Source organism: Mesorhizobium sp. P2_C5_2 (genome assembly GCF_056404535.1).
Window position 1 is genome coordinate 42,353 of sequence record NZ_JBFUDV010000001.1, and the last position, 22,135, is coordinate 64,487.

The 22,135-nt window shown below is 64.2% G+C and carries 16 protein-coding genes; 8 read left to right on the plus strand and 8 right to left on the minus strand.

What is annotated here, in order from left to right:
* Nucleotides 1-7: 7 nt before the first annotated feature.
* From AC1D1B_RS00215 to AC1D1B_RS00245, 7 genes are all read right to left on the minus strand, one after another.
* Nucleotides 8-658, minus strand: a complete 651-nt coding sequence (locus AC1D1B_RS00215; protein ID WP_477328743.1) for a S24 family peptidase — start codon at nucleotides 656-658, stop codon at nucleotides 8-10.
* Between the two features lie 125 nt (nucleotides 659-783).
* The gene (locus tag AC1D1B_RS00220; protein ID WP_477328744.1) at nucleotides 784-1,329 is read right to left on the minus strand and encodes a thioesterase family protein; all 546 of its coding nucleotides are present in this window, start codon (nucleotides 1,327-1,329) and stop codon (nucleotides 784-786) included.
* An 11-nt stretch (nucleotides 1,330-1,340) separates the two neighbouring features.
* Nucleotides 1,341-3,560, minus strand: coding sequence for a 3-hydroxyacyl-CoA dehydrogenase NAD-binding domain-containing protein (locus AC1D1B_RS00225; RefSeq protein ID WP_477328745.1), 2,220 nt, complete (start codon nucleotides 3,558-3,560; stop codon nucleotides 1,341-1,343).
* 22 nt (nucleotides 3,561-3,582) lie between these two features.
* Nucleotides 3,583-4,791: an acetyl-CoA C-acetyltransferase gene (locus AC1D1B_RS00230; RefSeq protein WP_477233699.1), complete on the minus strand. Its 1,209-nt coding sequence runs from the start codon at nucleotides 4,789-4,791 to the stop codon at nucleotides 3,583-3,585.
* A 32-nt stretch (nucleotides 4,792-4,823) separates the two neighbouring features.
* Entirely contained in the window at nucleotides 4,824-5,996 is a 1,173-nt protein-coding gene (locus AC1D1B_RS00235) for an acyl-CoA dehydrogenase family protein (RefSeq protein WP_477328746.1), read from the minus strand.
* 51 nt (nucleotides 5,997-6,047) lie between these two features.
* Nucleotides 6,048-7,838, minus strand: coding sequence for an acyl-CoA dehydrogenase (locus AC1D1B_RS00240; protein ID WP_477328747.1), 1,791 nt, complete (start codon nucleotides 7,836-7,838; stop codon nucleotides 6,048-6,050).
* A 284-nt stretch (nucleotides 7,839-8,122) separates the two neighbouring features.
* Nucleotides 8,123-8,581 carry a MerR family transcriptional regulator gene (locus tag AC1D1B_RS00245; RefSeq protein ID WP_477330483.1) on the minus strand — a complete coding sequence of 153 codons (459 nt, stop codon included), beginning with the start codon at nucleotides 8,579-8,581 and terminating at the stop codon, nucleotides 8,123-8,125.
* 482 nt (nucleotides 8,582-9,063) lie between these two features.
* On the opposite strand from AC1D1B_RS00245, the gene AC1D1B_RS00250 reads away from it, so the two are divergent.
* The 4 genes from AC1D1B_RS00250 (at nucleotide 9,064) to AC1D1B_RS00265 (ending at nucleotide 16,362) form a co-directional block, all read left to right on the plus strand.
* Nucleotides 9,064-13,020 (plus strand): peptidoglycan-binding protein, encoded by a 3,957-nt coding sequence (locus AC1D1B_RS00250; RefSeq protein ID WP_477328748.1) that lies wholly within the window; start codon nucleotides 9,064-9,066, stop codon nucleotides 13,018-13,020.
* Between the two features lie 193 nt (nucleotides 13,021-13,213).
* On the plus strand, nucleotides 13,214-14,137 hold the full coding sequence (locus AC1D1B_RS00255; protein WP_023669608.1) for a sulfite exporter TauE/SafE family protein: 924 nt from the start codon (nucleotides 13,214-13,216) through the stop codon (nucleotides 14,135-14,137).
* Entirely contained in the window at nucleotides 14,137-14,928 is a 792-nt protein-coding gene (locus AC1D1B_RS00260; protein ID WP_477328749.1) for a TIGR02186 family protein, read from the plus strand. Before AC1D1B_RS00255 ends, AC1D1B_RS00260 begins: the two co-directional genes overlap by 1 nt.
* A gap of 177 nt (nucleotides 14,929-15,105) precedes the next feature.
* Nucleotides 15,106-16,362, plus strand: a complete 1,257-nt coding sequence (locus tag AC1D1B_RS00265; protein ID WP_477328750.1) for an Hsp70 family protein — start codon at nucleotides 15,106-15,108, stop codon at nucleotides 16,360-16,362.
* A gap of 4 nt (nucleotides 16,363-16,366) precedes the next feature.
* Here the strand turns inward: AC1D1B_RS00265 and AC1D1B_RS00270 are convergent, their stop codons facing one another.
* Nucleotides 16,367-17,260 (minus strand): LysR family transcriptional regulator, encoded by an 894-nt coding sequence (locus AC1D1B_RS00270; protein WP_181056269.1) that lies wholly within the window; start codon nucleotides 17,258-17,260, stop codon nucleotides 16,367-16,369.
* On the opposite strand from AC1D1B_RS00270, the gene AC1D1B_RS00275 reads away from it, so the two are divergent.
* Genes AC1D1B_RS00275 through AC1D1B_RS00290 form a run of 4 tightly spaced genes read left to right on the plus strand, consistent with a single transcriptional unit; the run spans nucleotide 17,210 to nucleotide 22,135 of the window.
* Nucleotides 17,210-17,542 carry a hypothetical protein gene (locus tag AC1D1B_RS00275; protein WP_477330559.1) on the plus strand — a complete coding sequence of 111 codons (333 nt, stop codon included), beginning with the start codon at nucleotides 17,210-17,212 and terminating at the stop codon, nucleotides 17,540-17,542. The genes AC1D1B_RS00270 and AC1D1B_RS00275 overlap by 51 nt on opposite strands.
* Nucleotides 17,539-20,469, plus strand: a complete 2,931-nt coding sequence (locus AC1D1B_RS00280) for a molybdopterin oxidoreductase family protein (protein ID WP_477328751.1) — start codon at nucleotides 17,539-17,541, stop codon at nucleotides 20,467-20,469. Before AC1D1B_RS00275 ends, AC1D1B_RS00280 begins: the two co-directional genes overlap by 4 nt.
* Complete coding sequence (locus tag AC1D1B_RS00285; RefSeq protein WP_477328752.1) at nucleotides 20,466-21,194, plus strand: 4Fe-4S dicluster domain-containing protein; 729 nt, start codon at nucleotides 20,466-20,468, stop codon at nucleotides 21,192-21,194. The genes AC1D1B_RS00280 and AC1D1B_RS00285 overlap by 4 nt, the downstream gene beginning before the upstream one ends.
* Nucleotides 21,195-21,199: 5 nt before the next feature.
* Nucleotides 21,200-22,135 (plus strand): dimethyl sulfoxide reductase anchor subunit family protein, encoded by a 936-nt coding sequence (locus tag AC1D1B_RS00290; protein WP_477328753.1) that lies wholly within the window; start codon nucleotides 21,200-21,202, stop codon nucleotides 22,133-22,135.

Sequence of the window (22,135 nt, forward strand, 5' to 3'; positions counted from 1 at the left end):
GCCGGACCTACTGGCTTGCCCAGACGATCCGCGCCACCCATTCGACATCGCGCATCGCGATGTCACGGTCCGGGTGGTCGGGGTTGAGCGAGATCAGCACGATCGATTTCGTCGTCTGGCGGTCGAGCACCTTGGCCATGACCTCGCCAGCATTGGTCTTGACGACGACGCGGTCGCCCTTGCGGGTGACGGCGCCCGGCTCGACGATCAGAACATCGCCATTGCGGTAGAGCGGCAGCATGGAATCGCCCTGCACCTTCAGCGCATAGGAGGTTTCCGTCGCCCGCGCCGGAAGCTCCACGAGATCCCAGCCCTGGCCGGAGGGATAGCCGGCATCGTCGAAAAAGCCGCCGGCGCCGGCCTGGGCAAAGCCGAGCAACGGCACCGCTGAACGCTGCGCGGCCGCCGAGCCCGAAGCAACCTTGGCGCGGCCTTCGACCAGCCCGGTAAATTCATCAAGCGAGGCGCCCGTCGCCTCGATGATCTTGGCCAGCGATTCGGTCGAGGGCCAGCGCGGTCGCCCGTCCGAGGACAGTCGCTTCGACTTGTTGAACGCGGTCGAATCAAGACCGGCACGCCGGGCCAGGCCCGAGGCCGACAGCGAATAACGCTCGGCAAGAGCATCAATGGCAGCCCAGACACGGTCATGCGAGAGCAAATCGCTCTCCTCGAAAACAGGAAAAAATACCTTTTCCTTCTAGCGCGCGGCCACCCGATTGTCCACCGACGCGCAGGCCGATCGCCTACAAAGCTGTGTGAGGCGAAGTCGACAAGGCGAACTCGTCAGGCAGTCTGCTTGGCCAGGCTGCGCAATCCCTGGTGGGAGGTCATGAAAGTCCGCTCGGCCTCTGTCGGCGGCCGCGGCTGAACGGAACGGCCAAGTGCCGCCACAACCTCGTCGATATCGACAAAGCGACGGCCGGGGCGGTCGTAGACACCGCCCGTCGTCATGATCAAAGCGGCCGTCTCGCCATTGTCGAGGACAAACCGGTGCCTGCCGATGACCTGTGTGCCTTCCCAGGTCTCGATCGAGGACACCACCTCAAAGCGACGCCACAGCCTGATCTCGCGCACATAGACCGACTCCAGACCGCCGATCATGGGCGCCCAGCCGTTCTTCCTAGCCAGCGCGATGAGACCGACGCGCAGAAAAATGTCGATGCGGCCGAGATCGGCCAGCATCATGTAGCGGGCATTGTTGAGATGGAGGTTGAAGTCGATGTCCGTCGGCAGACAGCGGAAAGCCAGCCGGCTTTCGCTGCCGACCGTGTAGGGGCCGCGGCGCGACGCCGTGACCATCATGCGCGCAAGGCGCCCCCAGACGTACATGGGGCGCTAGATCAAGCGGCTTTCTTCACCTCGCCCTTCGCATAGGGGTCGAAGCGCTGGTAGAAGGTCTCGCCCTTCTCCGCCAGGTCGAGCAGCAGCTTGGGCGCCTTGAACTCGGCGCCGTATTTCTTCTGCAGACCCTTGGCGATCTTGACGAACTCCTTGGCGCCGATGCCGTCGATATAGGACAGCGCGCCGCCGGTGAACGGCGCGAAGCCGAAGGCGAGGATCGAGCCGACATCGGCCTCGCGCGGATCGGTGACGATCCCCTCTTCCATCACCCGCGCCGCTTCTAGCGCAATGGTGACCAGCAGGCGCTGCTGCAGCTCCTCATAGTCGACCTTCTCGGCCTTCAGCTGCGGATAGAGGTCCTTGAGGCCGGGCCACAGCTTCTTCTTGGCGGGCTTGGCCGGATAATCATAGAAACCCTTGCCGTTCTTGCGGCCGAAGCGGCCATGGGTGTCGACCAGCGTGTTGATCAGCGCCATCTGCCTGGGGTCGACGGCCTTGTCGCCGAGGTCCCTGATGGTCTGCTTCATGATCTTCTGCGCAAGGTCGATCGCCGTCTCGTCGGTCAGCGCCAGCGGGCCTACCGGCATGCCGGCGGCCTTGGCGGCATTCTCGATCATCGGCGCCGGAACGCCCTCGATCAGCATCTTGTAGGCTTCCGACATATAGCGCAGCACACAGCGGTTGACGTAGAAGCCGCGCGTGTCGTTGACGACGATCGGCGTCTTCTTGATGGCGCGCACGAAGTCGATCGCGGTGGCCAACGCCTTGTCGCCGGTCTTCTTGCCCAGGATGATCTCGACCAGCATCATCTTGTCGACCGGCGAGAAGAAGTGGATGCCGACGAAATTCTTCGGCCGCGCCGAATTCTTGGCCAGTGCGGTGATCGGGATGGTGGAGGTGTTGGAGGCAAAGATCGCCGACGATTTCAGCACCGCTTCCGCCTGTTCGGTGGCAGCCTTCTTGACAGCCGAATCCTCGAACACCGCCTCGACCACCAGATCGCAGCCGGCGAGGTCGGCATAGTCGGCCGTCGGCGTGATCAGCGACAGCAGCCTGTCCTTCTCCTCGGGCTTGGCGCGGCCCTTCTTGACCTGATCCGAGATCAGGCTGTCGGAATGCGCCTTGCCCTTCTCGGCCGACGCCATGTCGCGGTCGAGCAGCACGACCGGGATGCCGGCCTTGGCGGTGACAAAGGCGATGCCGGCGCCCATGAAGCCGGCGCCGAGAATGCCGATCTTCTTGAACTTGGTTTCCGGCACACCGGCCGGGCGGCGGGCGCCCTTATTGAGCTCCTGCAGCGAGACGAACAGCGAGCGGATCATCGCTGCTGCTTCCTTGGACTGCATGATTTCGGTGAAATAGCGCTGTTCGATCCGCAGACCGGTGTCGAACGGCACCAGCAGGCCCTCATAGACGCATTTCAGGATAGCTGCGGCGGCAGGATAATTGCCGTAGGTCTCGCGGCGCAGGATGGCGATGGCCGGCGGCCACAGATTGAAACCGGCGGGCGAATAGATCTGGCCACCGGGCAGCTTGAAGCCCTTCTCGTCCCAAGGCTGCACGGCTTTCAGGCCGTTTTTGATCATCGCCTTGGCGGTCTCGATCAGCTTGCCCGGTTCGGCGACCTCGTGGATCAGGCCCATCGCCTTGGCCTTCTGCGCCGACAGGTTCTGGCCTGTGGTCAGCATCTGCAGCGCCTGCTGCTGGTCGGTCAGCCGCGGCACGCGCTGGGTGCCGCCGGCGCCGGGAAAGATGCCAACCTTGACTTCCGGCAGGGCCATCTTGACCTTGTCGGAGTCAGCGGCAACACGGCCGTGGCAGGCCAGCGACAGTTCGAAGGCGCCGCCCATGCAGGTGCCGTTGATGGCCGAAACCCATGGCTTGCCCGATGTTTCGAGCTTGCGCCACAGGGCGCCCATGCGGCCGGCATTGTCGAACAGCAGCTTTGCCGCCTTCTCCGGGTCCTTGCCTTTTTCCTTGGCAAAGACCGCCAGCATCTTCTGCAGCATGGTCAAGTCGGCGCCGCCGGAGAAGCTGTGCTTGCCGGAGGTGATCACCGCGCCCTTGATGCCGGCGTCGGCCACGACCTGGTCGATGATCTTGTCGAGCTCGTTCATCACCTCTTCGGTGAAGACGTTCATCGAGCGGTCCGGCATGTTCCAGGTGACCAGCGCAATGCCGTCGGCGTCGGTGTCGACCGCGAAGTTTGTGTAAGTCATGTCTCTCTCCTTCCGGCCGAAATCAGACGCGTTCGATGATCGTTGCGGTACCCATGCCGGCGCCGATGCAGAGCGTCACCAGAGCGGTGTTCAGGTCGCGGCGCTCCAGTTCGTCCAGCACCGTGCCCAAAATCATCGCGCCGGTGGCACCGAGCGGATGGCCCATGGCAATGGCGCCGCCATTGACGTTGATCTTGTCGTGCGGAATGTCGAAGGCCTGCATGTAGCGCAGCACCACCGAGGCGAAGGCCTCGTTGAGCTCGAACAGGTCGATATCCGACAGCTTCATCTTGGCGCGCTTCAGGAGCTTCTCGGTGACGTCGACCGGACCGGTCAGCATCAGCACCGGCTCGGAGCCGATATTGGCGAAGGCGCGGATACGCGCGCGTGGCTTGAGGCCCATCGTCTTGCCGGCCTTCTTCGAGCCTAACAGCACGGCGGCTGCGCCATCGACGATGCCGGACGAATTGCCGGCATGGTGGACGTGATTGACCTCTTCGACTTCCGGGTGCTTCTGCACGGCAACCGCGTCGAAGCCGCCCATTTCGCCAGGCATGACGAACGACGGGTTGAGCGAAGCCAGCGACTGCATGTCTGTCGACGGCCGCATGTGCTCGTCATGGTCGAGGATGGTCAGGCCGTTCTGGTCCTTGATCGGGATGACCGAGTTCTTGAAACGCCCGTCGGCCCAGGCCTTGCCGGCGCGCTTCTGGCTCTCGACCGCATAGGCGTCGACGTCGTCGCGCGAAAAACCATATTTGGTGGCGATCAGGTCGGCCGAGATGCCCTGCGGCACGAACCAGCCGGGCAGGCCGACGGACGGGTCCATGAACCAGGCGCCGCCGGAGGCGCCCATGCCGACGCGCGACATCGATTCGACGCCGCCGGCAATGACGATCTCGTCGGCGCCCTGCGCAATCTTGGCGGCGCCGAAATTGATGGCGTCGAGACCCGAAGCGCAGAAGCGCGAGATCTGCATGCCCGGCGCCTTGTTGTCATAGCCGGCCTCGAAGGCGGCGGCGCGCGGAATGACCGAGCCGGCTTCGCCGACCGGATCGACGCAGCCGAAGATGATGTCGTCGACATTGCCGGTGTCGAGCCCGTTGCGGTCGCGCAGCGCCTCGAGCGTCCTGGCGGCGAGCCGCACCGCCGGCACTTCGTGCAGCGAGCCATCCTTCTTGCCCTTGCCGCGCGGCGTGCGCACGGCGTCATAGACATAAGCTTCGGCCATTTTCTTGCTCCTTGGTTTGCCGGTCGTGGCTCTCAGAGAGAGCGGCCAATCAGCAATTTCATGATCTCGTTGGTGCCGCCGTAGATGCGCTGGACGCGGGCGTCGCGGAACATGCGGGCGATCGGATATTCATTCATGTAGCCATAGCCGCCATGCAATTGAAGGCATTCGTCGACGACTTTTCCCTGCAGATCCGAGAGCCAGTATTTCGCCATCGAGGCCGTCACCGGATCGAGGCCGCCATTGACGTGGCGGGTGACGCAATCATTGTAGAAGACACGGCCGATGGTGGCCTCGGTCTTGAGTTCGGCGAGCTTGAACTGGGTGTTCTGGAACTCGATGATCGCCTTGCCGAAGGCCTTGCGATCCTTGACGTAGTCGATGGTCAGCGCCAGCGCCCGCTCGATCATGGCGATGGCGCCGGTGCCGATCTGTAGCCGTTCCTGCGGCAATTGCTGCATCAACTGGATGAAGCCCTGCCCTTCCTCGTGGCCAAGCAGGTTCGAGGTCGGCACGCGCATGTCGTTGAAGAACAATTCCGACGTGTCGTTGGCCTTGAGCCCGATCTTGTCGAGGTTGCGGCCGCGCTCGAAGCCATCGACCTCGTCGGTCTCGACGACGATCAGCGAGGTCCCCTTGGCGCCCTTGGCCGGATCGGTCTTGGTGACGACAATGATGAAATTTGCCAGCTGGCCGTTGGTGATGAAGGTCTTGGAACCGTTGATCTTGTACTGGTTGCCGTCCTTCTCGGCCCGCGTCTTGACGCCCTGCAGGTCGGAGCCCGCACCCGGCTCGGTCATGGCGATGGCGCCGATCAGTTCGCCGGTCGCCAGCTTCGGCAGCCACTTCTTCTTCTGCTCTTCGGAGCCGTAATGCAGAATGTAAGGGGCGACGATCGCATTGTGCAGGCCGATGCCGAAACCGTCGACGCCGACATGGCCGATCGCCTCGATGATGGCGCTCTCATGCGCGAAGGTGCCGCCGGAGCCGCCATATTCCTCCGGCATCGAGGCGCAGAGCAGGCCCGCAGCACCGGCCTTGCGCCAGCTCTCACGGTCGACCATCTCGTTCTTCTCGAACTCGTCGTAGCGCGGTGCGATCTCTTCCGACATGAAGCGATGCGCCATGTCGTAGAGCATGCCGACCTCGTCCGCCGCCCAGGCAGGCTTCGGCAAAGAGAGCACTTCGGCTGGATTTGTCGCCACGATTTCCTCCGCGTTCCGACAATGTGGGCCGGCGGTGCCGGCCCGACAAACCTAGAACGCTTCCGCAGGCAGCGCCATTAGCGTGTCCGCACCACTGGAAATGCGGGCGAGATGTGCCGACGTCTCGGGCATTATCCGCTCCATGAAGAAGCGCGCCGTCACCACCTTGTTGTCATAGAACGACTGCGAGCCGTTGGCGCCGGTCTTGGCCTGAGCCGCCTTGGCCATCTGCGCCCACATGTAGCCCAGCGCCACGAGACCGAAGAGATGCATGTAGTCGGTCGAGGCGGCACCGGCATTGTCGGGCTTGGCCATGCCGTTCTGCAGCAGCCACATAGTCGCCGCCTGCAAATCGTTGAGGCCCTTCTTCAGCGCCTTGGTGAAGGGCGCCAGCTTCTCGTCGGCACGGTTCTCCTCGCAGAACTCGCCGACGTCCTTGAAGAAGGCCTGCACGGCGCGACCGCCATTGAGGCCAAGCTTACGGCCGACGAGGTCGAGCGCCTGGATGCCGTTGGCGCCTTCATAAATCATGGCGATGCGGGCATCGCGCACGAACTGGCTCATGCCGTGTTCTTCAATATAGCCGTGGCCACCGAACACCTGCTGCGCCATCACGGCGTGGTCGAAACCCTTGTCGGTCAGCACGCCCTTGACCACCGGTGTCAGCAGGCCGGTATAGTCGTCGGCGGCCTGGCGGTCCTTGTCGTCGGCGGAGCGGTGGGCGATGTCGGACTTGATCGCCGTCCACAACGCCAGCGCGCGGCCGGCCTCGTTGAAGGCCTTCATGGTCATCAGCGAGCGGCGGATGTCGGGATGGACGATGATCGGGTCGGCCTTCTTGTCCGGCGCCTTGGCGCCCGACAGCGAACGGCCCTGCAGCCGGTCCTTGGCGTAAGACACGGCGTTCTGGTAGGCAATTTCCGACAACGACAGTCCCTGCAGGCCGACGCCGAGGCGGGCTTCATTCATCATCGTGAACATCGCCTTCAGGCCACCATTCTCCTCGCCGAGCAGCGTGCCTTCGGCCTCGTCATAGTTCATGACGCAGGTCGAGTTGCCGTGGATGCCCATCTTCTCCTCGATCGAGCCGCAGGAGAGCGTGTTCTTCTCGCCCGGATTGCCCGAGGCATCGAGATTGAGCTTCGGCACGATGAACAGCGAGATACCCTTCACGCCTGCCGGCGCGCCTTCGATGCGGGCCAGCACGAGATGGACGATGTTTTCCGACATGTCGTGCTCACCGGCCGAGATGAAGATCTTCTGGCCGGAAATCTTGTAGGTGCCATTGCCGTTCGGCACCGCCTTGGTGCGCAGCAGGCCGAGATCGGTGCCGCAATGCGGCTCGGTCAGGTTCATGGTTCCGGTCCAGGAACCCTCAACCAGCTTCGGCAGCCACGTCGCCTTCTGCTCGTCGGTGCCGTGGGTGATGAGCGCCGCGATCGCGCCTTGCGTCAGACCGGGATACATCATCAGCGCCATGTTGGCAGAGACCATATATTCGGCAACCGCCGTGTGCACGGCATAGGGCAGGCCCTGGCCGCCGAATTCTACCGGTGCGGCCAGCCCCATCCAGCCGCCTTCGCGATACTGGTCGTAGGCCTCCTTGAAGCCTTTCGGCGTCGTCACCGAGCCGTCCTCATGGCGCACGCAGCCTTCCATGTCGCCGACGCGGTTTAGAGGATGCATGACGTTTTCGGCGAGCTTGGCGCCTTCAGCGAGGATCGCCTCGACCACATCGGGCGTCGCGTCGGCAAATCCGGGGAGATTGGAATAGCGCTGGTAGCCCAGCACGTCATTGAGCACGAACAGCGTGTCCTGGACCGGCGCCCTGTAGATCGGCATGTGTTTCCTCCACCATGCGGGTCTTGGCCGCGAGATCAGGCCCCGAAAATGAGGTCGGGGCAGCGTGCGGGCCAATGTTGAAAGCGGGATAGCAAAAATTGACGTTTGCGTAAACGTCAATTTTATCGCCGCGACAAAATTTCCTTGTGCCAGCCTATCGGCACGAGGTGACGGACACCAGCGGTCCATCGGTTGAGCAGGCGAAGATGGCGGCAAACGAAAAGAACCGCGCGGGCAGGCCGCGCGGCTCTTTTCAAATTACAGACTTAACTGGCGGAGCGAGATCAGCTCGCGGCGCTGGCCGGGGCTAAACGCTCGGACAGCATCTGGCGCACGGCCGACATCGAGCCGCTCAGCTCGTTAATGGCGTCGTCGATCAGCGCGCGCTGCTTCTGCAGCCGGGCAAGCTGCTTCTCCGACTTGTCGAGAGCCAGCCGCAGCTGCTTGGTGTTGGATCCCGTCGGATCGTAGAGATCCATCATCTGCTTGACGTCGCGCAGCGAGAACCCGACCTTGCGGCCGAGCAGGATCAGCTTCAGCCGCGCCTTGTCACGGCGCGTGTAGAGGCGCGTTGCCCCATCGCGCTGCGGATTGAGCAGGCCCTTATCTTCATAGAAACGCAGCGTGCGCAGGGTCACGCCGTATTTCTTGGCCATCTCGCCGATGCGCACGAGCTCCTCGCCGGCTTCGACAGACATATTGTTGGTGTTGGCCGCGGCTTCGCCGGGCGAATAAAGTTTCATGGTCACTGGCTTTCCCCTGTAGTGGCGTCGCGGTCTCGGACCTAGCAACGCCTGAGTGGAAGCGGGGGCATGCTTCCAATCGTGGGTTTCAACTAATTCATCGCAAAAGGCACGAATTGCGCCCCTCTTACGTTTACGTCAATTCTATATCGATAGCCGCCTCATGACGCAAGGGCGTTCTGGGATTGCGAAACCTTATGCCGCACCCTCGGTATCCGGCCCGAGATGGCACTGCTTGTAATTCAGCAATGCCGCAACTTCTTAAGCTTGGTTAACGCCTTGTTTACCACGATGGGTGAAATGTGCGCATGTCGGTCACCCGTGTTTATCCTGTAGCGAATTTTTCACGGTTTTCGGAGAGCGGGCCTGGCCCGGGAAGCTCGTCTTCCGCCGCAGCATAGCCGCGCGGCCGCCTTCGTTCCCGATAGGGACTTTGGGGAAAACTGGCAGCAAGCCGGCCATTCTGAAAAACGGACGCATCGATGAACAGCAAGCGGTCCTATCTCGATACAGTCAACGCCGGCAGGCCGCGCAGGCCGAACACCACGCTTGATGAATTGAACCGCTCGCTGGAGACGCTGGAGCAGCGGCTGGAACGCAAGCGCGACGACGCGGGAGAGCGCTTCGATCCGCGCCGGCCACCGGTCGAGCCGCGTTACGCTAGCGCCCAGCCCTACGCCGCGCCGCGCTGGTATGAGGACCCGCAGCCCGCGCCGCGGCCGAAAAGCCCTGTAACGGCCGGCTTCGACCAGAACTATCAGGCGATTGCGCGCGACATCGACCGCGTACGCGGCCAGGAAGACAGCGTCGCCGTGGTCGGGAAGATCGCCGGCGAATTGCGCGGCCTGCGCGAGGAATTGCGCCATCAGATGACTGCCGGCCTGCAGCGCGAATTCGCCGCGCTGCGCAAGGACATCGAACGGGCGTTCCAGGCGAGCAACCAATCAGGTGGCCAATCCGGTGGCTTGCCCGGCAAGGGCAGCGCCGAACTCGGCCTCGAATTCGAGCGGCTTTCCGGTGCCATCCAGACGCTGGCCGAGAAGAGCGACGACAGAAGCGTCAACATGCTGCGGCTCGAGCTCGAGCAGGTGAAAACCGCACTCGACACGCTGGCGCGCGAGGAGAGCGTGCTCAAGGTCGACCGCCGCTGGGACGATTTCGACCGCCGCTGGAGCGCGTTCGAGGACCGCGTCGACGCCGACCAGCGCAACCGCGCGGACGGCCCCGGATTTTCGGCCCTGACCGACCGGCTGGAACAGATCAGCAATGCCGTCCACAATCTGCCGGAATCGCTGTCGCTGCGCTCGATGGAGGAAAAGGTCCGCACGCTTGCCGGCGCCGTCGATCACTTCGTCAGCCAACAGAACAACCGCGGCGGCGACACGCTCGGCCTGATCGACGAACGGCTGGACGAGATTTCGCGCGCCATTGTCGCCTCGACCGTCGCCGCACAGGCCAATTCCTTCGACCCCGAACCCTTCGAGCGCATCGAGAAGCGGATCGCTTCGCTGGCGCAGCAGATCGAGGAAGTCGTGCAGGCTCGTCCGAGCGGCGAGGTTCTCGACCGTCTCAGCATGCTGTCGAACCGGGTCGACGACCTCGCCGGCCGCGCCAATCTGCCGGAGCAGGCGATGGAGCGCCTCGGCAAGCAGATCGCGATGATTGCCGACAAGATCGACCGCGCGCCGGCCATGCCCGATGCCGACTATATCTTCCAGGGCCTGGAACAGCGCTTCGACGTGCTGTCGGGCATGATGGAACGCCGGCAGGGCGACGCCATCGAACAGGGCAATATGCTGTTTCGCGATCTCGAGCGGCGGCTGGACGAGGTTGCCGACCGGCTGGACCAGCGCCAGCCACAGGCTGACAGCGCCGGCATCATGGACGCCATCGACGCCCGCTTCACCGCGCTTGCCAAGCGCATGGAGACGCGTGTTCCCGATCCTGCCAACGAGGCGGCGATCCGCGGCCTGGAAAGCCGGCTCGAAGACATTTCAAACCGACTGGAATCGTCGGCCGCGCAGGTCGCCGGCATCGATCCGGCGCTGATCCGCAGCCTCGAGGCTCAGGTCTCCGGCCTGTCGGCGCATCTGTCGAAACCCGGCACGCCGCTGCCGGAATTCGAGGACATCAGCCCGCGCCTCAACGAAATCGAGAAGTCGCTGGCCGGAACCCGCGATTCCATCATGGGTGCGGCGCGCGAAGCGGCCGAGAGCGCCGTGCGCTCGCTGGCCGGTTCCAGCGCCAACACCGCGGCCGTCACCGGCCTTGCCCAGGATCTGAAGACGCTGGAAGCGTTGACGCGTCGTTCGGACGAGCGCAACTCGCGGACATTCGAAGCCATTCACGACACGCTGCTCAAGATCGTCGATCGCCTCGGCTCGCTGGAGACCAGCGAACCGGTCGAGGCGGTGAGCGAACTCCTGGACACGCCGGCCGAGCCGGCGCGGCGGGCCCGCGCTGCCCGCGCCTCCAAGATCGCAGTGCAGGACGCGCCGTCGATGGACATCGACCAGCCGCTGCCGCTGACCGGAGACATGGCCGACCTCGACGGCCGCGCCGCCGCCATCATGCGCAACGAGCCCGATATGCGCGCCGAACCAGACATGCGCAGCGAGCCGGTGCGGCGCTCGCCGGCCGAGGCCGCCGCGGCCGCTGCCCAGGCGGCGCTCGGTTCCGGCACGATTGCCGAGAAGGGCGAAGGCGCGGCCAAGAAGTCGCTGTTCGGCGGATTGGCGCGCGCCTTCCGGGGCAAGAAGCAGGCCGACATGCCGCCGCTTGCCGGCTCGGGGCCCAATGTCGACATGCCGAGCGTCGATCTCGACGAGCCGCTCGATCCGAAGCTCGCCAACCGGCCGCTGGAGCCAGGCTCCGGGGCACCCGACCTCAACGCCATCATGAAGCGTGTGCGCGATGAGCGCGGCCCGCCGGCGCGCCAAAGCAGCGGCGATGCGTCGAAATCCGACTTCATCGCCGCCGCCCGGCGCGCGGCGCAGGCAGCGGCCGCCGAGGCCGATGCTCTGAAACGCCAGTCCACCATGAAGGGCCCGGTGAAAGCGCTGCGGATCGGCGACCTGCTCAAGGCGCGGCGCAAGCCGATCCTGATGGGGGCGGTCGCGATCATGCTGGCACTTGCCGGCCTGCAGCTGGGCAAGGCCTTCGTCGCCGACCCGGTCGAGGTCGCAAGCAACGATACAGCGCCGATTGTCGCTTCGCAGCCGGTTGAGACCGCCTCGGTCAACGCTGCCAGCCAACCCAAGGCAGACGCGCAGGTGGCCGTGCAGGACGAGCCGGCCCGGATCGTCAGGCAGGCGGAGCCCTCGGAGCCGGCAGCTGGCAACGATACGCCAATGAATGCGGCCTCGGTCGCCGCTCCCGAAGTGCCGACCGTCGAACCCGCGCCAGCACCGATGGCTTTGGCCGATCCGGCCCCGGTGCCAAACGCAACACTGCCGACGACCGCCACTGCGGAACCGGCGGCGGCCGACGCGCAGCCTGCGGCCGCTGTCATGGCGCCCTCGGCCACGGATACGACCGGCGCGCTCCCGCCCACTGATGCTGCGGCAACACCTGTCGTCGCCAAGATCGACGTTCCGGCCGATGCCGGCCCGCAGGCCTTGCGCGACGCGGCCGCTGGCGGCGACGCCAAGGCGCTGTTCGAGCTCGGTTCGCGCTATGCCGAATCGCGCGGTGTGAAAGAAGACATGGCGGCAGCGGCCAAATGGTACGAAAAGTCGGCCGAACTCGGCTTCGCGCCGGCCGAATACCGCATCGGCAATTTCTACGAAAAGGGCATCGGCGTCACGCGCGACATCAAGAAGGCAAAGACCTTCTACCAGCTCGCCGCCGCGCAAGGTAACGCCAGCGCCATGCACAATCTGGCCGTGCTCTTCGCCATGGCCGCGGATGGCGTGACCGACAATGAATCGGCCGCGCACTGGTTCCAGGCGGCGGCCGATGTCGGCGTCAAGGACAGCCAGTTCAATCTCGGCATCCTGGCGGCCAAGGGCGTCGGCATGAAGCAGAGCCTGGAGGAATCCTACAAATGGTTCGCGCTTGTCGCCAAGACCGGCGACAAGGATGCGGCGGCCAAGCGCGACGAGGTCGCCACTGCGCTGCGGCCCGAACAGCTCGAGCGGGCGCGCGCCGCCACCGAACTGTGGAAGCCGAAGCCACTCGACCCGGCTTCCAACTCGGCCGACATCCCTGAATCCTGGCAGGAAGGCACGCCGCAGACGACCGCCAGCGTCGACATGAAGAAGGCGGTCAAGAACATCCAGCTCATCCTCAACAAGAACGGCTACGATGCCGGCGGCGCCGATGGCGTGATGGGCGGCAAGACCAAGACCGCGATCATGGCTTTCCAGACCGACAACAAGATGCAGGCGACCGGCGAAATCGACGAAAAGCTGGTGAAGGCGCTGCTGGCGCACAAATAACGGCAGATGCGTCGCTAACGCGACGCCCCTGCCACACATTTGCCTGTTAACTGATTGAGATGTTTTTTGTTTCGGCAGCGCGGCGGGGTTTGACCCCACCGCTCTGGGGACGCAAGAAAAAATTGGCTTTTCGGTGCGACAATGCCCGCGAATGGCTGTAATCGCCGACAGGCAAACTGATCGAGACTGACGGGTGGGCATCTATCTCCCGATCGCGGAAATTTCCGTCAACGTCTTCGTCCTGCTGGCGATGGGCGCGGCGGTGGGTTTCCTGTCGGGCATGTTCGGGGTCGGCGGCGGCTTCCTGATCACGCCGCTCCTGATCTTCTACAACATCCCGCCGGCGATCGCGGTCGCCACCGGCGCCAACCAGGTCATCGCCTCCTCGTTCTCCGGCGCGCTGTCGCACATGAAGCGCGGCACGCTCGACTTCAAGCTCGGCGGGGTGCTTTTGGCCGGCGGCATTGTCGGCTCGACCGGCGGTATCTTCGTCTTTGCCTTCCTGCGCCGGCTCGGCCAGCTCGATCTGTTCATCTCGCTGCTCTACGTCGTGCTGCTCGGCACCGTCGGCGGGCTGATGCTGGTCGAGAGCGTCAATGCGTTGCGCGCCACGCGCAGCGGCGCGGCCCCGGTGTTGAAGAAGTCCGGTCAACACAACTGGATCCACCGGCTGCCGCTGAAGATGCGCTTCAGGGCCTCGAAACTGTTCGTCAGCGTCATTCCGGTGCTGGGGCTGGGCGCCGGCATCGGCTTCCTGTCGTCGATCATGGGTGTCGGCGGCGGCTTTATCATGGTGCCGGCGCTGATCTATCTGCTGAAAGTGCCGACCAACGTCGTTATCGGCACCTCGCTGTTCCAGATCATTTTCACTTCGGCCTACACCACGCTGGTGCACGCCACTACCAACCAGACGGTCGACGTCATGCTTGCCTTCCTGTTGATGGCGGGCGGCGTCGCCGGCGCGCAATATGGCGCCAAGGCGGGCCAGAAACTGCGCGGCGAGCAGCTCAGGGCGCTGCTGGCGCTGCTGGTGCTGGCGGTTGCCATCCGGCTTGCCATCGATCTCTTCGTCACGCCGCCCAATCTCTATTCGCTGACCGCCGCAGGCCTGAACTGATGCGGGGTTGGAGCACGTTCGCGACCGCCGCTTTGCTTTTCGCCCTTACTCTGCCGGCGGCAGCACAGTCGCCGAACCCGCTGCCGGAAGGTATCCAGATCGGTCTTTCCACCGACGCCGTGTCGATCACCGCCGGTTTTTCCGGCGCCGACCTGACCATTTTCGGTTCGCTGGAAAACGCCGATCCGCTGGTCGCGCGGCAGGGGCGCTATGACGTCATCGTCGTGCTCGAAGGGCCGCCGCGGCCGGTGGTGGTGCGCCGCAAGGACCGCGTGCTCGGCGTCTGGGTCAATCTGGAATCCGAGACTTTCGAGAACGTGCCGGTGTCCTATTCCGTCGCCACGACGCGCTCGCTGCAGGACATCACCGAACCCAACAGCTACAAGCAGCTGTCGCTCGGCGCCTCCAACCTTTACATGCAGCCGGCCGACGCCACCGACAGCCCGGCGACGATCGAGGAGTTCACCGTGGCTTTGCGCGAGCGCAAGGCGGCGACCGGCCTCTACAGCGAGAATGTCGGCGGCGTGCAGTTCCTGTCGCAGAACCTGTTCCGCGCCACGGTGCGGCTGGCGCCCAACGTACCAGTTGGAACGCATAAAGCCCGCGCGTTCCTGTTCAAGAGCGGCCTGTTCCTCAAGGAAAGCTCGGCCCAGCTCGAAATCCGCAAGTCGGGTTTCGAACAGTCGATCTTCCGCGTCGCGCACGATTATTCCTTTCTCTACGGCGTCTTCGCCGTGTCGCTGGCCATGATCACCGGCTGGCTGGGCAGGCTGATCTTCCGCAAGGACTGACGCCACGGGACCCATTTTCCGGGAAAAAAGGGTTCCCCTTTCCGCAATCTTGCGATAGACCGCCGCCTCCCAACCCTCGGGTAACACGCACAATCATTCGGCAGAACGGTCAGGCCTCTGGACGGCGCGCGCCTTGCGACGCCTGCCACCGCGACGACCCCATGACAGGAGGCTGCAATGCACCAGGCATTTGGCGGCATCGATTTCGGTACGTCCAATTCCACGGTGGGCGTGATCCGCAATGGCCAGGCACGACTGGTGGCGCTGGAAGGTGAACAGCCGACATTGCCAAGTGCGGTGTTCTTCAACTTCGAGGACGGCCACACCTATTTCGGCCGCCGCGCGATTGCCGACTATACCGACGCCATCGAAGGCCGGCTGATGCGGTCGCTGAAGAGCGTGCTCGGCAGTTCGCTGGCGCATGAGAAGACGCGCATCAAGGCGCGTCAGATCGGCTTCATCGACATTGTCGGCATGTTTGTCGGCCATCTGAAGAAGCGGCTTGAAGAAGATGCCGGCGCTCCGGTGGAGAACGTCGTGCTCGGTCGCCCGGTGCAGTTTGTCGACGACGATGCGGAGGCCGATACGAAGGCGCAGGGCGAGCTTGAAAAGGCGGCGCGCGCGCAAGGCTTCAAGCACATCGCCTTCCAGTTCGAACCGATCGCGGCGGCGCTCGATTACGAACAGGGTGTGGCGCGCGAAGAGCTGGCGCTGATCGTCGACATGGGCGGCGGCACGTCCGACTTTTCGATCGTGAGGGTTTCGCCCCAGCGCGCGCGCTCAAGTGACCGCAAGGACGACATCCTCGCCAACCGCGGCATCCATATTGGCGGCACCGATTTCGACCGGCTGCTCAGCATCGCCCATGTCATGCCCAAGCTCGGCTATCTGACGCCGACAAAGGACGGCAAGCGCAACCTGCCGGCGAGCTATTTCATCGATCTGGCGACGTGGCAGCGCATCAACCTTGTCTACACCGCCAAGGCGATGACGCATCTGAGGCAGATCCGCTTCGAGGCCAAGCGCGCCGATCTGGTCGAGCGCTTCATCCACATTGTCGAGCATCGCTACGGCCATGCGCTGGCTGGCCTGGTCGAACGGGCCAAGATCGCGCTGACGGAGCAGGCTTCGGCTGATGTGACGGTGGCGCTGCCCGGCGCGCATTTCGCAGCCGAGATCACGCGCGTCGGCCTGGAGGAGACTATCGCCGCCGACATCGAGCGGGTGTCCGCGACGGTGCGGCAGACTATCACTGACGCCGGCGTGAAAGCGTCCGACATCACCGCCGTGTTCCTCACCGGCGGTTCGACCGCCATTCCGCTGGCGCGCCGAGAAATCCTGTCGCTGGTGCCGCAGGCAGCTGTCATCGAGGGCGATATGTTCGGCTCGGTCGGCCTTGGCCTGGCGCTCGATGCGCAGCGGAAGTTCAGCTAATCCCTCAACCGTGATCTGCAGAAGCGCCAAGATGTGCCTTGAGCGCCATCTGCGCCAGGCTTGCCTGGCGATCGCGATGGGTGATCATGGCGAAGTCGCGCTTAGGCAGTTCGAGCGGCACCGACCGGAGACTGCCCTCGGCCACGGCGCGTCCGACGACGAGGTCCGAGATGATGGTGGCGCCGGCGCCGGCCTCGACCGCCTGGCGAACCGCTTCATTGCTCGGCAGCACCAAAAATATCTGCAGGTCGGCGAGCGATATCCCTTCGCGGCGGGCCAGGTCCTCCAGCACCTCGCGCGTACCGGAACCGCCCTCGCGGATGATCCAGCGCAGCCCCCTGATGTCGGGGCGGCCCGGAGCGATTTCGACGATTTCGGGATGCGAGGCGGCGACAACCAGCATCAATCTGTCGACGTCGACCTTGGTGCGGCGAAGGATGTCGGACTCGGTGCGTCCCTCGACCAGGCCGAGATCGGCGGTGCCGTCCAGAACGTTGGCTTCCACCTGCCTGGTGTTGCCGATGGTGACGCTCAACCTGACCGCCGGGTAGGCCTCATGGAAGGAGGCCAGCCGGCGCGGCAGCCAATAGCTGGCGATGGTCAGGCTGGCGGCAATCGAGAGGCTGCCGGCCACCGTCTGCGAGACATGCTCCAGCACGTTGCGAGCGGCGGCGGCGCGCTCGAGCACCGCCTTGGCTTCCGGCAGGAAGCGGTGGCCGGTCTGCGCCAGCTCGATGTTGCGGCCGACCCGGTTGAAAAGATGAACGCCGTGCTGCTCTTCGAGCGCGCGGATGGCCGCCGATGCGGCCGACTGGGAAATGCCCAGAAGCTCGGCCGCCTTGGTCATATGGCCACGCTCGGCGACGGCGACGAAAATGCGCAACTGGTCCAGGGTCATGCGGCCATTAAGAACCAATTTCGATCGAATTTACAAGAACAACTGATTAGACAGATCGATAGCTTTATTCTACTTTTTCAGCCGAAGTTAGAAAAAATTCGCCAACAGATCGCAGGCAACAAGATGATCGGGCGGTTCAGATCCCTGCTTGCGCATTGGACCCGTGGCCTCAGGCGGCGGCTGGCCGGCGACCGCTATCACCCTGAAGAGCATTATATGCGCGGCCCCGGACCGAAGACGCGGGCCAAATTCGCGGACCGCAAAAGCACGCCGGGCCTATGAACCACGGAGCGCCGCGCGGGGCCAATTCCGCACCGTCGCAACGGCCGCTTGCCGATACACGCGCGCCGGACGAAGGCGACGGCGTCGACACCTCGCCCGATGTCTCCGACAGCATCGCCAAGACCACCTGCTATATGTGCGCCTGTCGCTGCGGCATCGACGTGCACATCAAGGATGGCAAGGTCCGTTACATCAACGGCAACAAGGACCATCCGGTCAATCGCGGCGTGATCTGCGGCAAGGGCAGCTCCGGCATCATGCAGCACTACAGCCCGGCGCGGCTTAAGAAGCCGCTGTTGCGCAGCGGGCCGCGCGGCTCCGGCGAATTCCGCGAGATCGAGTGGGAGGAAGCCTTTTCGATTGCGACCGAGCGGCTATCGAATATCCGTCGCACCGATCCGAAGAAGCTGGCCTTTTTCACCGGGCGCGACCAGTCGCAGTCGCTGACAGGCTGGTGGGCGAGCCAGTTCGGCACGCCGAACTTCGCCGCCCATGGCGGCTTCTGCTCGGTCAACATGGCGGCCGGAGGCCTCTATACGATCGGCGGCTCGTTCTGGGAGTTCGGCGAACCCGACTGGGACAACACGAAGTACTTCATGCTGTTCGGCGTCGCCGAGGACCATGATTCCAACCCGATCAAGATCGGCCTCGGCAAGCTCAAGGCGCGCGGCGCCAAGGTGGTGTCGATCAACCCCTGCCGCACCGGCTACAATGCGATTGCAGACGACTGGATCGGCATCAGGCCCGGCACCGACGGCCTGTTTGTCTTCGCCCTCATCCATGAACTGCTCAAGGCGGGTCGCGTCGATCTCGATTATTTGCTCCGCTACACCAATGCGCATGTGCTGGTCATCCAGGAACCGGGTGCTGCCGAAGACGGGCTATTCCTGCGCGACGATGCCTGCAATCCACTGGCCTGGGACCGAGTGGCGAAGACCTCCGTCGACGCAGCCGATCCAGATGCAAAGCCGGCGCTGACCGGCAGCTACACCGTCGCCGGCCGCCGCTGCGTGCCAGTGTTCCAGCTCATCGCCGACCGCTACATGGACGCCAGCTACGCACCCGATGCGGTCGCGGCACAATGCGGCATCCCGGCCGACACAATCCGGCGGATCGCTGCCGAACTCGCCCACGTCGCCTTTGAGCAGACGATCGAACTGCCGGTGGCGTGGACCGACTGGGCCGGCCGGCGGCACGAAACGATCAAGGGGCGACCTGTTTCGATGCACGCCATGCGCGGCATCTCTGCCCACTCGAACGGTTTTCACTCTTGCCGCGCCATCCACCTGCTGCAGGTGCTGCTTGGCACGGTGGATGTTCCCGGCGGTTTTCGTTTCAAACCACCCTACCCCCGCTCGGCGCCGCCGGGACCGAAGCCGGCCGGCAAGACCGTCAAGCCGATGACGCCACTGGACGGCGTGCCGCTCGGCTTCGTCTGCGGGCCGGACGATCTGCTGGTCGATGAGGCCGGCACGCCTTTGCGCATCGACAAGGCCTATTCCTGGGATGCGCCGCTGGCCGCGCACGGGTTGATGCACACGGTAATCCGCAATGCCTGGGCCGGTGACCCGTACCCGATCGACACGCTGATGATGTACATGTCGAACATGGCGTGGAATTCCTCGATGAACACCGTCGAGACCATTGCGATGTTGACCGACCATGACGAGGCCGGCAACTACAAGATCCCCTTCATCATCTATTCCGACGCCTATTACTCCGAGACAGTGCCGTTCGCGGACTTGGTGCTGCCGGACACCACCTATCTCGAGCGGCACGACTGCATCAGCCTGCTCGACCGGCCGATCAGCCATGCCGACGGACCGGGCGACGCCATCCGCCATCCCGTGGTCGAGCCGGACCGCGATGTCCGGCCGTTCCAGTCGGTGCTGATCGAACTCGGCGCGCGGCTCGGCCTGCCCTGCTTCACCAGAGATGACGGGTCCGCGAAATATCGCGACTATGCCGACTACATCGTCAATCATGAGCGCACGCCCGGCATCGGCCCGCTTGCCGGCTGGCGCGGCAAGGACGGCACTTCCGTCGGCAAGGGCGAAGTCAATCCCGACCAGCTGCAGTGCTACATCGACAATGGCGGCTTCTGGCACCAGGATTTTGCCGCCGACCAGCGCTACTACAAGATGGCCAACCGCTCCTATCTCGACTTCGCAGAGCAGATGGGGTTCATCCCCAAGGCCGAGCCAATCGTGTTCCAGCTCTATTGCGAACCGATCCAGCGCTTTCGCCTCGCCGCGCGCGGCCATGGTCGCGTCCAGCCGCCCGACAGCGAACGCCACCGTATCGAGACCTATATGGACCCGCTGCCGTTCTGGTTTACGCCGTTCGAAGAGGCCGCCGTCGATCTCGAAAAATACCCGCTGCATGCGCTGACGCAGCGGCCGATGCACATGTATCATTCCTGGGGTTCGCAGAATGCGTGGCTCCGGCAGATCACCAGCCAGAACCGCCTGTTCGTGCACCACAAGACCGCGGCAGACCTCGGCCTTGTCGATGACGACTGGGTGTGGATCGAAAGCATCAGCGGCCGGGTGAAGGGGCAGATCAAGCTGATCGACGGCGTCAATGCGGATACGGTGTGGACCTGGAACGCCATCGGCAAAAGGCGCGGCAGCTGGGGGCTGAGGGACAATGCTGCCGAGAGCAATCGCGGCTTCCTGCTCAACCACATTATCGGCGACCAGACCTCGGCCGACGCCAACGGCAAACGCTATTCGAATTCGGATCCGGTGACCGGACAGGCGGCGTGGTTCGACCTGAGGGTGCGCATCGTCAAGTGCTCGGTGGAAGAAGCCGGCTTCACCGAGCCGCAATTCGAGCGTTTCAGCCAGCCGCCGCATTTCGAGCCATCGCCCGACATCCTTCGCTTCGGCGCCGAATTCCGCGTGAACAGGGAGGCCGTGGAATGACCTGCCTCCCCGCTCATACCGACAAAAAGCTGGGTCTGGTCATCGACCTCGACACCTGCGTCGGCTGCCAGGCCTGCGTCACCGCTTGCAAGGAATGGAACACCGGCGGCCACATGGCGCCGCTGACCGACATCGACCCCTATGGCGGCGATGTCGACGGCGTCTGGTTCAACCGCGTGCACAGCTACGAGCACACGACGGAGGCGGGCGGGCGCACCGTCAACTTCCCGCGCTCCTGCCTGCATTGTGAGACGCCGGCCTGTGTCACCGTTTGCCCGACCGGCGCTTCCTACAAGCGTGCCTCGGACGGCATCGTGCTGATCGACGAAAGCAAATGCATCGGCTGCAAATTGTGCAGCTGGGCCTGCCCCTACGGTGCGCGCGAATTCGACACCGATGTCGGCGTGATGAAGAAATGCACGCTCTGCGTCGACCGCATCTACAATGACAATCTGGCCGAGGAAGACCGCGTGCCGGCCTGCGTTGCCGCCTGCCCGACCAGCGCCCGGCACTTTGGCGATCTCGGCGATCCCACCTCGGCGGTGTCGCAACTGGTGGCCAGCCGTGGCGGCGTCGACCTGATGCCGGAGATGGGCTACAAACCGACCAACAAATATCTGCCGCCACGCGCCCAGCGTGCCGCATCGGTGCCGGCGCCAAGGCTCGAGCCGGTCAAGGCCGAAGGCGGTTTCCTCGGCTGGGTCGACCGCATGCTTTCGAACTGACATCCATGCATCCTGCCGCCTCGGTCGTTTTCTTCACCACCGCCACCGGCGCCGGCTACGGCCTGCTGGCGCTGCTTGGCGTGCTTGGCGGACTGGGGTCCATCCCCACCGATTTCTGGCTCGGCCTCATCGGCATGGGGCTGGCGCTCGGCCTGATCGCCGCCGGCCTATTGTCCTCGACTGCCCATCTCGGCCGCCCCGAACGCGCCTGGCGCGCCTTTTCGCAATGGCGCAGCTCCTGGCTGTCGCGTGAAGGCGTTTCGTCCGTCGCGACCTTCATTCCGGCCGGGCTGTTCGGCATCGGCTGGGTGTTTTTTGACAGCACCGGGGGCTGGGTAGCCATCGCCGGGTTCCTGGCGGCCATCGGCGCGATCGTCACCGTCTGCACCACCGGCATGATCTATGCCTCGCTGAAGCCGATCGCGCAGTGGCACAGTCGCTATACGCTACCCGGCTATCTCATCTTTTCGGCGATGACCGGCACCGTTCTGTTGAACGCGCTGCTGCAGGCTTTCGCCATCGGCTCAACCACCATTGCCGTCGTCGCCCTGCTGCTCACCCTGCTCGGCTGGGGCTGGAAGCTGGCGACGTGGCGATACAATGACGTGCTGGAGATCGCGACCACCGCCAACACGGCGACGGGGCTCGCCGGAGGGACGGTGCGGTCGCTGGAATGGCCGCACACCGAGGAAAATTACCTGCTCAAGGAAATGGGCTTTCGCATCGCCCGCAAGCACGCCGCCAAGCTGCGTGGGATCACGCAAGCGCTGGCTTTCGCCTTGCCTGCTCTGCTGTTTGCTGGCGCGTTCGCCTTGCCCTGGCCGTTCACGGCGATCCTGTCGGTGCTTGCCGCAATCGTCCAGTTCGCCGGCATGCTGGTCGAGCGCTGGCTGTTCTTCGCCGAGGCCAAGCACACCGTCACTCTCTATTACGGCCGATAG

What these genes read in the sequence shown, in the direction of transcription:
- AC1D1B_RS00240 (WP_477328747.1), bottom strand. Translation starts at nt 7,838, where the DNA reads ATGCCGATCTACAGGGCGCCGGTCCAGGACACGCTGTTCGTGCTCAAT.
- AC1D1B_RS00260 (WP_477328749.1), top strand. Translation starts at nt 14,137, where the DNA reads ATGCGGGGTTGGAGCACGTTCGCGACCGCCGCTTTGCTTTTCGCCCTT.
- AC1D1B_RS00245 (WP_477330483.1), bottom strand. Translation starts at nt 8,581, where the DNA reads ATGAAACTTTATTCGCCCGGCGAAGCCGCGGCCAACACCAACAATATG.
- AC1D1B_RS00280 (WP_477328751.1), top strand. Translation starts at nt 17,539, where the DNA reads ATGAACCACGGAGCGCCGCGCGGGGCCAATTCCGCACCGTCGCAACGG.
- AC1D1B_RS00265 (WP_477328750.1), top strand. Translation starts at nt 15,106, where the DNA reads ATGCACCAGGCATTTGGCGGCATCGATTTCGGTACGTCCAATTCCACG.
- AC1D1B_RS00230 (WP_477233699.1), bottom strand. Translation starts at nt 4,791, where the DNA reads ATGGCCGAAGCTTATGTCTATGACGCCGTGCGCACGCCGCGCGGCAAG.
- AC1D1B_RS00250 (WP_477328748.1), top strand. Translation starts at nt 9,064, where the DNA reads ATGAACAGCAAGCGGTCCTATCTCGATACAGTCAACGCCGGCAGGCCG.
- AC1D1B_RS00285 (WP_477328752.1), top strand. Translation starts at nt 20,466, where the DNA reads ATGACCTGCCTCCCCGCTCATACCGACAAAAAGCTGGGTCTGGTCATC.
- AC1D1B_RS00220 (WP_477328744.1), bottom strand. Translation starts at nt 1,329, where the DNA reads ATGTACGTCTGGGGGCGCCTTGCGCGCATGATGGTCACGGCGTCGCGC.
- AC1D1B_RS00275 (WP_477330559.1), top strand. Translation starts at nt 17,210, where the DNA reads ATGGCCACGCTCGGCGACGGCGACGAAAATGCGCAACTGGTCCAGGGT.
- AC1D1B_RS00225 (WP_477328745.1), bottom strand. Translation starts at nt 3,560, where the DNA reads ATGACTTACACAAACTTCGCGGTCGACACCGACGCCGACGGCATTGCG.
- AC1D1B_RS00270 (WP_181056269.1), bottom strand. Translation starts at nt 17,260, where the DNA reads ATGACCCTGGACCAGTTGCGCATTTTCGTCGCCGTCGCCGAGCGTGGC.
- AC1D1B_RS00290 (WP_477328753.1), top strand. Translation starts at nt 21,200, where the DNA reads ATGCATCCTGCCGCCTCGGTCGTTTTCTTCACCACCGCCACCGGCGCC.